The 13,496-nt window shown below is 67.9% G+C and carries 10 protein-coding genes and 1 other annotated feature; of the genes, 4 read left to right on the top strand and 6 right to left on the bottom strand.

Annotated features, from left to right (window positions below; genetic code table 11):
- Window positions 1-24 precede the first annotated feature (24 nt).
- Window positions 25-1,005, top strand: coding sequence for a magnesium and cobalt transport protein CorA (locus tag AC1VV3_RS14890; RefSeq protein WP_132268825.1), 981 nt, complete (start codon window positions 25-27; stop codon window positions 1,003-1,005).
- A gap of 90 nt (window positions 1,006-1,095) precedes the next feature.
- Here the strand turns inward: AC1VV3_RS14890 and AC1VV3_RS14885 are convergent, their stop codons facing one another.
- The 4 genes from AC1VV3_RS14885 to AC1VV3_RS14870 all read right to left on the bottom strand — a co-directional run bounded on the left by AC1VV3_RS14885 (window position 1,096) and on the right by AC1VV3_RS14870 (window position 6,483).
- On the bottom strand, window positions 1,096-2,229 hold the full coding sequence (locus tag AC1VV3_RS14885; RefSeq protein ID WP_482962680.1) for a BON domain-containing protein: 1,134 nt from the start codon (window positions 2,227-2,229) through the stop codon (window positions 1,096-1,098).
- Window positions 2,230-2,402: 173 nt separating this feature from the next.
- Window positions 2,403-3,776 (bottom strand): carbohydrate porin, encoded by a 1,374-nt coding sequence (locus AC1VV3_RS14880; RefSeq protein WP_482962679.1) that lies wholly within the window; start codon window positions 3,774-3,776, stop codon window positions 2,403-2,405.
- Between the two features lie 87 nt (window positions 3,777-3,863).
- Window positions 3,864-6,308: a glucose/quinate/shikimate family membrane-bound PQQ-dependent dehydrogenase gene (locus tag AC1VV3_RS14875; RefSeq protein ID WP_482962678.1), complete on the bottom strand. Its 2,445-nt coding sequence runs from the start codon at window positions 6,306-6,308 to the stop codon at window positions 3,864-3,866.
- A 22-nt stretch (window positions 6,309-6,330) separates the two neighbouring features.
- On the bottom strand, window positions 6,331-6,483 hold the full coding sequence (locus tag AC1VV3_RS14870) for a hypothetical protein (RefSeq protein ID WP_165921496.1): 153 nt from the start codon (window positions 6,481-6,483) through the stop codon (window positions 6,331-6,333).
- A gap of 350 nt (window positions 6,484-6,833) precedes the next feature.
- On the opposite strand from AC1VV3_RS14870, the gene AC1VV3_RS14865 reads away from it, so the two are divergent.
- On the top strand, window positions 6,834-8,159 hold the full coding sequence (locus AC1VV3_RS14865) for a dicarboxylate/amino acid:cation symporter (RefSeq protein WP_482962677.1): 1,326 nt from the start codon (window positions 6,834-6,836) through the stop codon (window positions 8,157-8,159).
- Window positions 8,160-8,380: 221 nt separating this feature from the next.
- On the opposite strand, the gene AC1VV3_RS14860 is transcribed toward AC1VV3_RS14865, so the two are convergent.
- Window positions 8,381-9,877, bottom strand: a complete 1,497-nt coding sequence (locus tag AC1VV3_RS14860; protein WP_132268832.1) for a SulP family inorganic anion transporter — start codon at window positions 9,875-9,877, stop codon at window positions 8,381-8,383.
- Between the two features lie 64 nt (window positions 9,878-9,941).
- Window positions 9,942-9,997 (bottom strand) — a sequence feature (sul1 is cis-regulatory element that is thought to sense ions involved in sulfur or methionine metabolism; They are found in Alphaproteobacteria).
- A 155-nt stretch (window positions 9,998-10,152) separates the two neighbouring features.
- Between AC1VV3_RS14860 and AC1VV3_RS14855 the strand changes: the two genes are divergently transcribed.
- A complete protein-coding gene (locus AC1VV3_RS14855; protein WP_482962676.1) occupies window positions 10,153-10,971 on the top strand; it encodes an AraC family transcriptional regulator in 819 nt (272 codons plus the stop codon).
- Between the two features lie 62 nt (window positions 10,972-11,033).
- Window positions 11,034-11,978 (top strand): DMT family transporter, encoded by a 945-nt coding sequence (locus AC1VV3_RS14850; RefSeq protein WP_482962675.1) that lies wholly within the window; start codon window positions 11,034-11,036, stop codon window positions 11,976-11,978.
- A 9-nt stretch (window positions 11,979-11,987) separates the two neighbouring features.
- Here the strand turns inward: AC1VV3_RS14850 and AC1VV3_RS14845 are convergent, their stop codons facing one another.
- A complete protein-coding gene (locus AC1VV3_RS14845; RefSeq protein ID WP_482962674.1) occupies window positions 11,988-13,394 on the bottom strand; it encodes an efflux transporter outer membrane subunit in 1,407 nt (468 codons plus the stop codon).
- Window positions 13,395-13,496 lie beyond the last annotated feature (102 nt).

Genomic DNA, 13,496 nt, shown 5'->3' with positions numbered 1-13,496 from the left:
CCAGAATTCCGGAAAAACGCCCCGATGTCCGTCATTGCCGCCCGCCTCTATCGCCAGGGCCACCCCGCCGAGCCGGTCTCGCTCGAAAACTGCCCGCCGATCCAGGACCGGCCCCAGGGGCAAGGCGAGGACTTCGTCTGGATCGGCCTGCATGAGCCGACCGAAGCCGAACTGCGCGCGGTCCAGAAGACATACGGCCTCCATCCCCTGGCCGTCGAGGATGCGCTGAAGGCGCACCAGTTGCCCAAAGTCGATATCTATGGCGACCAGCTCTTCGTCATTGCCCGCACCGCCCACCTCGAAGGCGACGAGATCGTCTATGGGGAAACTTCGGTGTTCGTGGGCAAGCATCATGTGATCTCGGTCCGCCACGGTTCCGCGCGGGCCCATACCGAGCTGCGCGCCCAGCTGGAGGCCGCGCCTACCCTGCTCTCCAATGGCGTCGACTACGTCCTTCACGCCATCCTCGACTTCATCGTCGATGGCTACCTGCCCATCGTCGAGACCATCGAGGAAAACGTGCTGGAGATCGAGAAGCGCGCGCTCGACGCCTTCCTCGACCGCGAGGACGTGATGCGCCTGTTCGGCCTGCGCCGCGAACTGATCCGGTTCCAGCGCGTGCTGGGGCCGATGGCGGAAGTGAGCAGCAAGCTGGTCCACCTCGACGTGCCCTATCTGGATGCGGCGGTGCGGCCCTACTTCGCGGATGTCTTCGATCATGTGCGCCGCGTCGATTCCATGGTCGCCAGCCTGCGCGAAGTGCTGACGACGGTGTTCGAAGTGAGCCACCTGCTGGAATCGCAGCGCCAGGGCACGATCACCCGCCAACTCGCCGCCTGGGCCGCCATCCTGGCGGTACCCACCGCGATCGCGGGCATCTACGGCATGAACTTCGAGAACATGCCGGAATTGCACATGCGCTACGGCTATTTCGGGGTGCTGACCGTGATCGCCGTGCTCTGCGCCACGCTCTATGCGTGGTTCCGCCATACCCGCTGGCTCTGATCCTCCCACGCCCGCCGCACATCCCAAAGGAAAGGCCGCGGAATTCCCTGGGGAACGCCGCGGCCAACCTTCGCAAGCGGTCGTGATCGCTTACGAAGAGCTACCTGTGGTGCTCGAACCCGAAGTGGGGGTCAGCCCGCTCGTGCTCGAACCGGCCGTCGTCGAGCCAGTCGTCGTCGAGCCGGTGGCGGTCGAACCTGTCCGTGCCGAGCCGGGAACCGAAGCCCCCTGGCCGGTGTCCGTCCAGTTCGTGCCGCCGGTGACGCGCAAGTTGTTCTGGACGTGCTTCACGCCGGTGACGTCATCGGCAAGGTCTTCCGCACGGCGCTTGGCGTTGCGGCTGCCCACGGTGCCGTCCAGCGTGATCTCGCCGTCCTTGGCGACGACGCGGATATTGGTGGCATCCACGCGCCAGTCCTGCGTCAGGCGGTCGTTCACATCCTCGCGGATGCGCTCGTCGGATCGGGTATAATCCGAAGGGCCGCGACCGCGATGGTCGTCCTCGCGGCGGCGGGCGGCGTCTTCGTCGCCGAACCAGCTGGCGATTTCGTCACCGGCCTTCGCGAAGAAGCCGCGTTCCTCGCCATATTCGCGCCACTCGCCGTAATCGCGCGGGCTGCGGCTTTCGCTTTCCTGTTCGCCATAGCCACGGCTGCCGAAATATCCGCGGCCGAACGTGTCGAACGTCGGGCGGTAGCTGAAGCTCGGGCTCAATCCGCCGCCACCGCCGCGCCGGGCAGAAAAGTCCCGTCCGCCGTAGTCCTCGCTGGTGAAGCTGGCGAAGTCGTTGCCGCCGCTGGCATCGTATTCGCGGCTGGGATAGGCGCCGCGGTCGCCCGAAAAGCGATAGGACTGGTCACCGCCGCGGCGACTGTAATCGTCGCCATAGCCGCGTTCGCCGTAGCCACGCTCGCGGCCATAGCGCCCGCCGGCTCGTCCGCCCTCTCGATAGCCCGCCCCGTCGCGGCCAGCGGCTCGATAGCCGGCCTCGTCGCGGGGATCGCTGCGATAGCGGCCTTCCAGGTCCTCCGCGGACGCGGCGCGGCGGCGGCGCGTCTCTTCGGAATAGCGGGTCTGCTGGTCTTCATCGTTACCCCAGCCGCCGGTCTGGCGAGGGGATTCGCTTTGCCACTGGTTGGCCTGGCGGGGAGTTTCCCAGTCGGAGTCTTCGTTGCGGTAACCACCGGACTGCTGGCCGCCGAAGTTCGAATCACGCCGATTCATCGATGCTCTCCTTGGTGTCGTTCTGCTATGCCGAGACCGGCCCCGGCCGGGGTGCGGGGGCGCGCTCTGCATCGGCTGATAGTGGAACGTGGCGGGACGGACAGACGATCCACTGCCCAACGCTCAAGGAATCGATTTCATCGCACGCAGCGAAAAGGCGGCCGCCCGAAAGCCTAGAACTGCATCCTCACCTGACAGCCGAGCGCGAGCGCATTCGCCGTGGAGCGGAAGTTGAACGCGCCCGGGTCAAGAATGTACTGCACGTCCGGACGCACCACCAGCCAGCGGTTCGCCTGGAAGCCGTAGCTCAGTTCGATGGCCGTTTCCCCTGCCGGCAGCGAGGCATAGCTGCCCGGCACCGGCGCCGTATCGACATGAAGGCGGCGCAGGCGCGGATCGACCACGGCGTGGGTGAAGCCCAGCCCCACGGTGTCGGCATCGCGGCCCGCGAACGTCCCGGTCTTGACCAGGCCGCCCGCGTACCAGCGGGTGATCTGCGCCGAGATCTGCGGATTGGCCGTGAACTGCCCGAAGACCGAGAGGCCGCGGCTGCTGCCGCTCCGCCCCCCACCCTCGCGCCAGATCATCTGGTCCGCCAGGATATAGAAGCCGTAGCGCCCTTTCACGGTGCCGCCGCCGCCCTGCCGGGTGACGCGCGACGTATCGTAATAGCCGCCCACCTTGTAGTGCCCGGGAAGGACGCGGCTGCCTTTCGCCGCGCCGGGATCGTATTCGAGTTCCAGCGGCAGGAGCACGCCGATCGTGCCGCCGGCGAAGGGGTTCCAGGCATTGTCCTGATCGTTGAGGCGCGGGTTCACCTGGTAGAGCCCGGTGCGCACGATCAGATCCGGCCGCAACCGATAGCGCAAGGCCGCGCCCCAGCGGGCATTGGGGTAGTTGTACCAGCCGCTGTCGCCGGACATCGAAAGCGGATGGGCGCAGAAGGCCGCGTTCACGAAATTGCAGCCGATCGGCATGCCGCCCAGATCGTTGCCCATGGCGAAATAGCCGAGCCGCAGGTCGAGCTTGCCGCCCATCAGGCTCTGCTCGATGCTGGCCTCTGTCAGGCGCGCGTAATAGCCGCCGGCCGCCTCCTGGATCGGCAGGCGATTGCCCACGTAATCCGAAGAGAGGCCCACGCCGCGCCGGTCGTTCACGGTCAGGTGCAAGGTGGCGCCCTGCCAGCCGGCCAGGCGCTCCATGTCGAGATCCGTACCCATGCGGACTTGCTGGACGTACGTGGTGCCGCGGCGCTCTCCGCCATCCACGGCCGAGAATGTCTCTGAGACGTAGTCGCCGCGAAAGGTCACGCCCGACTGCTTCAGCCGGGTGCGCAAGCCGCCCCAGTCCCCCGTGAGGGTCTCGCGCCCGGCGGGCGGCGGGACCGGCTTTTCGGCGGCGGCCGGGGGCTCGACCGGCCCGGCGGTTTGCGGCGCTTCCGGCTCATCCGCATGAGCGGGAAGCGCGGCCAGCGGCACGGCGAGAAGCAGTCCGAAACCGGTGGTCCGGACGGCACGGCGAATCAAGGTCTGGATGCGTCGGGCCAAGGCCCCCTCCTCCCCGCCGTCCTGCGTGACGCGGGCTTGCTTTCGTTTGAAGGAATATGGGGCGACGACCGGCGCCGCCCCGAGCCGCTACTTGAGCGTATAAGCGATCACGTAGTCCCCGCGGTCGGGCGACTGGCGCGCACCGCCTGCGGTGATGACGACATATTGCTTGCCCGTCCGGGGCGACTTGTAGCTCATCGGCCCGCCCTGGCTGCCGACCGGCAGACGGGCCTTCCAGACTTCCTTGCCGTTCGCCGCGTTGAAGGCGCGCAAGTAGTAGTCCTGGGTACCGGCGATGAAGACCAGGCCGCCCTGCGTGGCCAGCGTTCCGCCCAGGGTCGGCAAGCCGATCGGGATCGGCAGGCCCATCTTGATGCCCATGGGGCCGGTATCGCGCACGGTGCCAACCGGGACCTGCCACTTCACTTTGCGGGTCTTCATGTCGATCGCCGTCAGCGTGCCGAAGGGCGGCGCCTGGCAGGGAACGCCCAGCGCGGAGAGGAAGCGGTCCTTCACCACCGAATAGGGCGTGCCCTTCAGCGGTACGCTGCCCATGCCGGTGTTGATCGCCTCGCCCGCGGCGCCGGCCTTGCCCGCCTGCGCCCTGGTCTGGGCGACCATGCGCACCCAGAGGCCCAGACGCATGTCGTTGGCGAAGATCGTGCCGGTGGTCGGGTCGGTCGAAAGCCCGCCCCAGTTCATCCCGCCCAGCGACCCCGGGAAGCTGAGCGACTTGTCGGTGCCCGGCGCGGTGTAGAGCCCTTCGTAGCGCATGCCCTTGAAGGCGATGCGGCACAGGAGCTGGTCGAAAGGCGTGGCGCCCCACATGTCCGCCTCGGTCAGCGGGCCCACGCCGATCTGCGGCATGCCCACCGAACGCGGCTGGGTGAGCGCGTAAGGCTCGTTGGGAATATCCGCGGCCTTGACCGCGACATCGGCCACTTCGGTCAGCGGCTTGCCGGTCGCGCGGTCGAGCACGTAGAGCTGGCCGGCCTTGGTGCCGAAGACCAGCGCCGGGACCGTCCGCCCGTCCTTGGCCGCGAAGTCGATGAAGCTGGGCTGCATCGGCAGGTCGAAGTCCCAGAGGTCGTTGCGGACGGTCTGGAAGTGCCACTTCTCCTTGCCGGTCGTGGCATCGAGCGCCAGCATCGAGGCGCCGTAGCGGTGATCCAGCGATCTCCGGGGAACGCCGTAGAGATCGACCGAGGAACTGCCCACCGGCATGAACACGGTGTTCGAGGCCGGATCGTAGGACATCGCCGCCCAGACATTGGGGGTGGAGCGGGTATAGGTCTGGCCCGGCGCGGGCATCCCGGTGATCGCCGGGTTACCGGGATCGAAGGCCCAGCGCAGCTGGCCGGTGACCACGTCGAAGCCGCGCATCACGCCGCCCGGCATGTCGACCTGCACGTTGTCCGCCACGCGGCCGCCAACGACCACGGTAGTGCCGGCCAGGGTCGGCGCCGAGGTCAGCTGATATTGCGGGTCCGGCGCATTGCCGAGCCCGGCCTTGAGGTCGACGCGGCCGCCGTTGCCGAAGTCCGGGCAGAACTTGCCGGTCTCGGCATCGAGCGCGATCAGTTCGGCATTGATGGTGTTCATCAGGATGCGGCGCTGGCACGGCGCGCCCTCAGGCACGGTAACGGCGGTCACCGGGCTCGATCCGGGCATCGCCGGCTGCTGAAGGGGTGCCCTGGCATCGAAATAGGCCAGGCCGCGGCAGCGGTTCCAGACGGAAGCGCGCGCATCGATCCGCGCCTTCCACTTCTCGCGCCCGGTATCGGCATCGAGCGCGATGACGTTGTTGTGCGGCGTGCAGATATAGACGGTATCGCCCACCTGGAGCGGGGTATCCTGGTCCTCGGCGCCATTGCCGTCGCTCACGGCCACATCGCCGGTGCGGTAGGTCCAGGCGACCTTGAGGTTTTTCACGTTGTCGCGGGTGATCTGGTCCAGCGCGGCGAAGCGGCTGCCGCCGCTGGTATTGCCATAGGCTTCCCAGTTCTTCTGCTCATGCGCGGGATCGACCGGGACCAGAGCGCCTTCCGGACCCGAGAAGGCAACGGTCGCATGGGGCACGAACATGCCCGCAAAACCCGCGGCCGAGGCAAGTCCGACGACCGCCGCCACGCCCAGCGCGGGTTTCCACGCCGGAGCCAGGCCGGCAGCGCGGCGCAGCAGCGGATAGGAGACCGCAACCACCGTCGCGCCGACGCCCATGGCCAGAAGGCGCGAGATCAGCGGCCAGAACGAGAAGCCCACTTCCCAGAGCGCCCAGGGAACCGTCAGCAGGAAGACTGCGCCGAACAGCAGTGCGCCGATCGGCCGGCGGCGCGCGATGAGCACGCCCGAGACCATCAGCGCGAGGCCGGCCAGTACGAAGTAGAGGCTGCCCCCCAGACTGACGAGCTTCGCGCCGCCGATCGTGAAGAAGAGCCCGGCGGCCACGACCACCACCCCCAGCAGGAAGAGCCATGCCCTTGTCGGCATATTGGCGTCGTGCTTCCTGGCGTCGTACTTCGTGCCCCGCATTCGGCACCTCCTTGCTTTGATTTCACATGCGATTCAGAATCGCGCAGCGCGGAAAAAGGCGAACAGAAACGGTCAGGACACGCGCGATCCGGCCTTCCGGTTCAGGAAAGCAGGAACAGCGCGCAATCAATGCTTTGCCGGTCTGGTGACTGCACGGATTGGAAGCGTCGCGCATTGGCACTCCATCACGCTCTCGACCAATTTGAATTGCGCAAGGGCAATCGCTTATTGCTTTGTTATTGCTATAGTATTCCAAACCATAAAGTTATGGAAGTCTATCTTTACGTTATGGCCGCGCGGCATGGAGGCGGAGAACGCCGGATCGGACGCATTGTCTACCGATTAAGTTGACATTGAAGAGGCAGTGTGCGAGCGCCCGGATCGACAGTTTGCGGCCGCCTGCCCTTGCAGGATGCGCCGCAAGCGACGAAATGGGCTGCGGCCCGGGCCTACCGGCCAGCGCCGCCGATGGCCCGCACCGGCGAAGCAGGCCAGTGGCGGCAAGCCGGTAACGAAAGTAAGCGAATGTCGAATTCCCCGCGCTCCCAACGGTCATGGCTTCCCGGTTTCGGGACTCAGGTCATGCTGGGCATGGTCGTCGGCCTCGGCGCGGGACTGGTGGTCCGGCAACTGGGTGCCGACAGTGCGCTGGCCAGCGGTGCGAGCGAGACATTCCACACGATCGCCCAGATCTTCGTCCAGCTGCTGCGCACTCTGGTGCCGCCGCTGGTCTTCACCGCCATCATCGCCTCGGTCGCGGCGCTGCGCGGGCTCGACAATGCGGTGAAGCTGGTGGGCCAGACCCTGCTGTGGTTCGCGATCACCGCGTTGTTCGCCGTGCTCATCGGCATAGCCCTGGGCCTGACGATCCAGCCCGGCCTTCACGCCAGCGTCGATGCCGGCGCCGCGCAAGTCCCCAAGGCGGTGGGCGGCTGGCTGGACTTCCTGAAAGGACTGGTCCCCGCCAATTACCTGGGCATCACCGCATCGACCACCATCGAGGCGGACGGCCCGGAAACCGCCGTTTCATTCAACGTCCTGCAGATCATCATCGCGGCCGTGGCCGTGGGCGCCGCTGCCGTGCGCATCGGTGACAAGGCGGAACCGTTCCTGACCTTCATGACGTCCGCCAACCTCGTGCTGCGCCAGATGCTGCGCTGGCTGATCGCGCTGACCCCACTGGGCTCCGCCGCGCTGATCGCCAATGCCGTGGTGAGCTATGGGTGGGATGCTCTTTCGGCGCTCGGCGCCTTTGCCGGCGCGGTCTACATCGGCCTCGCGATCGTCCTGCTGGCGGTCTACCCGATCCTGCTGCTGATCCACGGTATCAACCCGATCCGGTTCTTCTCGGTGGCCTGGCCGGCCATCCAGATCGGCTTCCTCTCGCGCTCCTCGGTGGGCACCATGCCGGTGACCGAGGAAGTGACGGAGCGCCTCGGCGTGCCGCGCTCCTATGCCGCTTTCGCCGTGCCGCTGGGCTCGACCACCAAGATGGACGGCTGCGCGGCGATCTATCCCGCGATCTCGGCGATCTTCGTGGCCCAGTTCTACGGCGTGCCGCTGCAGCTTTCCGACTATGCGCTGATCGTCTTCGTCTCGGTGATCGGATCGGCCGCCACGGCCGGCCTGACCGGCGCCGTCGTCATGCTGACGCTCACGCTCTCCACCTTGCGCCTGCCGCTGGAGGGCGTGGGGCTGCTGCTGGCGATCGACCCGATCCTGGACATGGGCCGCACGGCGGTCAACGTGGCGGGGCAGGCCCTGGTGCCCACGATCGTCTCGGAGCGTCTCGGGATGCGCGGTCCGATGCAGTTCCAGCCCGCCGAAGAGGGTGCCCCGGCCGCGTCCTGACGGGAACCGCGGCTGCTTCCGTGGATTGTTTCCCGAACAATTGGAAAGGAAAAACCATGCGTTCGGGACTTCTCTGGCTGATCGGCGTTCCGATCCCCATCATCCTGCTGCTGGCCTATTGCTCGGGCCACTTCTGATCCGCACGGGAAGCGATACGGCCGGCACCGGCTGAACGGTGCCACGCGCTCCGGGACGGCGAGAGGCAGTCCCGGAGTTCATCGTCAATGCGGCGTCGCGCCGGTCTCGAAGCCGGTCTTGTCATGCAGGGCGAAGCGGTCGACGATATCGGCGCTGGCCCGGTTGTAGCCGTCGATCTCCACGCTGCGGCCTTCCCGGCGAAGGCGGGCGACCACCTTGTCCAGCGCGCCGACGCCCGAGATGTCCCAGAAATGCGCGGCCGAAACGTCGATAAGGACGTGCGAGGCCTCGCTCTCGGACTGGAACGCGCGCGTGAAGCGCTGGACCGAGGCGAAGAAGATCTGCCCGGTGACGCGGTACGTGGCATGCGTGCCATCGGCGGAAAGCGCCCGCTCCACCGCAAACATGCGCTGCACTTTGCCCGCAAAGAACACGCCCGAAAGCAGGACCCCCGCCAGAACGCCCAGTGACAGGTCGCGCGTGGCGACGACGACCACGACCGTCACCAGCATGACCGCCGAGGAGGTCGGCGGATGTCGGCGCAAGTTGGCGATCGAGGCCCAGCTGAACGTGCCGATCGAGACCATCACCATCACCGCGACCAGCGCCGGCATGGGAATGCGGCCCACCCAGGGGCCGAGCACCGCCAGGAGGAACAGCAGGAAGGCGCCGGCCACGAACGTCGAAAGCCGTCCGCGTCCGCCCGAGCTGACATTGATCACCGACTGGCCGATCATGGCGCAGCCGCCCATGCCGCCGAACAGGGCGGCAACGATATTGGCGCTTCCCTGGCCCGCGCATTCGCGGCGCTTGTCGCTGTCGGTATCGGTCATGTCGTCGACGATCTGCGAGGTCAGCAGCGATTCCAGCAGGCCGACCGCGGCCATCGTCAGCGAATAGGGCAGGATGATGCGCAAGGTGTCCAGCGTCAGCGGAACCTGCGGCAGCGCGAAGCTCGGCAGGCCCTCGGGCAGGCGGCCCATGTCGCCCACCGTGTGCACGGGCAAGCCCATGGCGATGCCGATGGCCGAAAGCACCAGGATCGCCACCAGCGGCGACGGCACGGCCCGGGTCAGGCGCGGGAACAGGTAGATGATCGCCAACCCGCCCAGGACCATGGCGTAAGTCTCCCAGCCCACATGAGTCAGCTGGGGCAGCTGCGCCATGAAGATCAGGATCGCCAGCGCGTTGACGAAGCCGGTGATTACCGAGCGCGAAACGAACTGCATCACCAAGTCCAGCCGCAACAGGCCCGCGACGATCTGGAACAGGCCCATGAGGATCGTTGCCGCGAAGAGATATTCGAGGCCGTGATCGCGCACCAGCGGGCCGATGAGCACGGCCACCGCGGCCGTCGCGGCCGAGATCATCGCCGGGCGGCCGCCGGTGATGGAGATCACGATCGCGATCGCCACCGAGGCGTAGAGGCCGACGCGCGGGTCGACCCCGGCGATGATGGAGAAGCCGATGGCCTCGGGAATGAGCGCGAGGGCGACGACGATCCCCGCAAGCACGTCGCGGCGCGCCGTCGGGGCGTCGCTGAACCACTGCCGCCGATAGCGGGTGAGAGCATTGGACATGGAAAAGGTCCGCAATTGCGCATGACGCCGGCAGTGCCGGTGCTGAATGAAGGAAGTCATGCGAGATTGTCCGGCGGATCGGCGGCCGGAATAGCCACCCGGATTCTCACCGGGCTCCTTGCGAATGGCGGCCCCTTACACGACCTTGCCAGCCGGTTTCAACCCTTGCACCTGCCAGTTCCTGCGCACGGCCAGCGCCCCGCCCGCCAGCCGCCCGCCAGTCCCGATAGCGAAACTGTCTGTCGCCGGGGCGGCGATCGGTGGTAGACGGGGGCATGGCGCCGCCACCCACCCTTTCCCTGGACTTGCGCAGCTACGGCCCGGACAGCACGACCGATCGCCACGGCTTCGCGCAGATCGTGCTGCCGCTGGAAGGCGCGCTGTCGATGGAGATCGGCACGCGCGGCGCGGCGATCCTGCGCGGGGACATGGCCTTCGTCGAAAGCGACACGCTCCACGACCAGGTGAGCGCGGTGCCGAACCGTTCGTTCATTCTCGACCTCGACCCCGAGGCGGTGGCCCCGCGCCTGCGCGAGGAGCTGATCCGGCGCCCCTACACCGCGCTCTCGCCTGCCGCGGGCAAGCTGGTGGACTTCATGGCGCTGATGGCCGCGCAGCAGGATGCCTCGGCGGAAACGACACAGGCCATGGTGGATCGCTGGGCGCCGCTGTTCCTCGATACGCTGGCAGGCGGCATGCCGCGCTCTCGCCTGCGGCTGGCCGCCCTGCTCGCGGCCCTGGAGGCCGAGCCGGGCCGGGACTGGACGGCCGCCGCGATGGGCCGCCATGCCGGTGTCGGCGTCAGCCGCCTCCACGAGCTGTTCCGCCAGGAACTGGACACCACGCCGCGCGCCTGGCTTTCCGACTTGCGCCTGAAGCGGGTGCGCGAGGCGCTGGCCGCTGGGCATCGCTCCATCGCCGAACTGGCCTATCGCTTCGGCTATTCCGACCAGAGCGCCTTGACGCGCGCCCTGCGCAAGGCCACGGGGCTGCCGCCGGCGGCCTATCGCCGCCAGATGCAGGATGCGATCGCGGAAAGCCCGCCAGAGACGCAGGGCGAGACCGGGCCGGAGCCTCGGTCAAAACCGGCGTAGACGGGGACAAGACCCCCGCGGGCAGCCGTTGCAATCTGCCGCCTTTCTGGACGGAGTCAGCAGTGTCGGACGCGCGGAACACGATTGTCGGAGTAGGGTTCGGCGCAGCGGCCGGCGCGGTCTGGGGGCTGGTCTTCCTCGCGCCGGAACTGGCGGGAGACTTCGGCCCGCTCTACCTCGCCGCCGGGCGCTATCTTGCCTATGGCCTGATCGCGGCGGCGCTGCTGGTGCCCAGGTGGCCGATGCTGGTGCGGCATCTCGGCCGTACCGAGTGGATCGCGCTGGCCTGGCTGAGCCTGCTGGGCAACACGCTCTACTACATCCTGCTGTCGAGCGCGGTACAGATGGCGGGGATCGCGGTGACGTCGCTCATCATCGGCTTCATCCCGGTCGTCGTCACTATCGTCGGCAGCCGCGATGCCAGCGCGCCTTCGCTGGCGCGGCTGGCGCCCTCGCTGCTGCTCGGCATCGGCGCGATCGGCTGCATCGGCTGGCAGACCCTGTCGAGCAGCCATGCCCAGGCCGGTATCATGCCGCTGATCGGGCTGCTTTGCGCGGTGGGCGCGCTGGCGTCCTGGGCGACGTTCGCCATCATCAACAGCCGCTGGCTGGTGCGGCTGGAACATGTCTCCGCCCACGACTGGAGCCTGCTGCTGGGCATCGTCACCGGACTGCAGGCAGTGGTGCTGGTGCCGCTCGCGCTCCTGCTCGAACCGGCCGCGCACGATGCGGCGGCATGGTACCGGTTCCTGGCGGTGTCCGGCGCGGTCGCGCTGTTCGCCTCGGTCGTGGGCAATGCCTTGTGGAACACCATGAGCCGCCTGCTGCCGCTCACCATGGTCGGCCAGATGATCCTGTTCGAGACCGCTTTCGCCTTGCTCTACGCCTTCCTCTGGGAAGCCCGGCTGCCGACCGTTCCCGAAATGCTGGCCATCGCCTGCATGGGCGCAAGCGTCGTCTCCTGCCTGACCGCGCACGGCCCGAGACGCGCCGCCGCGGTCGCTTAGGATCGGGGTCTAGGTCGCAGCGCTCACCGGCCCTGCCAGCGTATCGTCCGCGCCCACCGCGCTGTAGACGGTGATCCGGTTGGTGAGGTCCGCCAGGATCGTCGCGATCCGGGTCTGGCGATAGGCGTAGAGCGACCGCTGGGCGACCAGCGCATCGAGATAGGTATCCGTCCCCGCCCGGTACTGCGCGTCTGCCAGGCGGTAGCTCCTCTCCGCCGCCGTCACCAGCCGGTCCTGCGCGGCGCGCTGCTCGGTGATGGTGCCGCGCCGGGCGAGCGCGTCGGCGACATCCTTGAAGGCGGACTGCACCGCCGCGCGATACGTGGCGAGGTAATATTCGCGCTGCGCCTTGGCATATTCGAGGTTGCCCTTGTTGGTGCCGCCCAGGATCGGCAGGCTCGCGCTTGCCGTGCCGCTGGCACCGAGCGCGCCGCCGGTGAAGAGATCCCCCAGCGCCGTGCTGGCCAGGCCGAGCGCGGAAGTCAGCGAGATCGTGGGGAAGAACGCCGCGCGGGCCGCCCCGATCTGCGCATAGGCCCCCTTCAGCTGATGCTCCGCCTCCACCACGTCGGGGCGGCGCAGCAGGACTTCGGAGGAAAGGCCGGCAGGAACCTGGCCGATGCGCGCATCCAGTTCGGCCAGCGAGGCGGGCAGCAGGGCATCCTCCACCGACCCGCCGACCAGCAGCTCCAGCGCATTGCGGTCCTGCGTCACCAGAGTCGTCTGCGAAGCGACGTCGGAGTTGGCCTGCTCCAGCACCGTCTGCGCCGAGGCCAGGTCTCCGGCCGCCGCAAGCCCCGATTTCAGCAGGCTCTGCGTCAGGTCCACGGAGCGCTGGCCGCTGGCGCGCGTCTCTTCGGCCAGCGTCAGCAGATCGCGGTCGGAGGCGAGCGTGACATAGGCCGTCGCCACATTGGCCACGAGCGTCAGCCGGGCGGCGCGATAGCCGGACTCGGTCGAGAGATAGGTCTCCAGCGCTTCGCGGCTCTGGTTCTTGAGGCGCCCGAACAAGTCGAGTTCGAAGGCGCTGAAGCCGGCATTGGCACTGTAGGTCTGGGTATCGCCCTGCGAGGACCGGAGCCCGCGCGTGCCGGTCGCGCTGGCCGTGCCGGCCAGGGTCGGCAACTGGTACGACCGCTCGACATGGTACTGCGCCCGCGCCGAAGCGACATTGGCCAGGCTGGCCTGAAGGTTCTGGTTGTTCGCAAGCGCCCGCTCGATCACCGATTGCAGGCGCGGATCGGCAAGGAGCGTGCGCCAGGGCATGCCCGCCTCGCCCGCTTCGGCAGGGGCATAGGCCGCGCCTTGCGGCCACTGCGCAGGCGCGGCCGCTTCGGGCTGGACGTACTTGGGCGCCATGTTGCAGCCGGCAAGGGCCGTGGCGGCGACAAGGAGCGGTATCAGGGTGCGACGCATCGACTGGTTCCTCGATGAAGGTGCCCGGAGCCCCGACCTGATGGGGCTCCGGGCTTCACCGGCGCGGGAGGGTGCGACTGTTCCGCGCCGGTGAATGGGGAG

The sequence above is a fragment of the Novosphingobium sp. BL-S-34 genome, from assembly GCF_056857015.1.
This window is presented reverse-complemented; position numbering and strand designations above follow the sequence as displayed.

Bases quoted from the DNA above. Each gene is read 5' to 3' on its own strand.
- AC1VV3_RS14890 (WP_132268825.1), top strand. From the start codon at position 25: ATGTCCGTCATTGCCGCCCGCCTCTATCGCCAGGGCCACCCCGCCGAG.
- AC1VV3_RS14885 (WP_482962680.1), bottom strand. From the start codon at position 2,229: ATGAATCGGCGTGATTCGAACTTCGGCGGCCAGCAGTCCGGTGGTTAC.
- AC1VV3_RS14875 (WP_482962678.1), bottom strand. From the start codon at position 6,308: ATGCGGGGCACGAAGTACGACGCCAGGAAGCACGACGCCAATATGCCG.
- AC1VV3_RS14870 (WP_165921496.1), bottom strand. From the start codon at position 6,483: ATGCGCGACGCTTCCAATCCGTGCAGTCACCAGACCGGCAAAGCATTG.
- AC1VV3_RS14865 (WP_482962677.1), top strand. From the start codon at position 6,834: ATGTCGAATTCCCCGCGCTCCCAACGGTCATGGCTTCCCGGTTTCGGG.
- AC1VV3_RS14860 (WP_132268832.1), bottom strand. From the start codon at position 9,877: ATGTCCAATGCTCTCACCCGCTATCGGCGGCAGTGGTTCAGCGACGCC.
- AC1VV3_RS14855 (WP_482962676.1), top strand. From the start codon at position 10,153: ATGGCGCCGCCACCCACCCTTTCCCTGGACTTGCGCAGCTACGGCCCG.
- AC1VV3_RS14845 (WP_482962674.1), bottom strand. From the start codon at position 13,394: ATGCGTCGCACCCTGATACCGCTCCTTGTCGCCGCCACGGCCCTTGCC.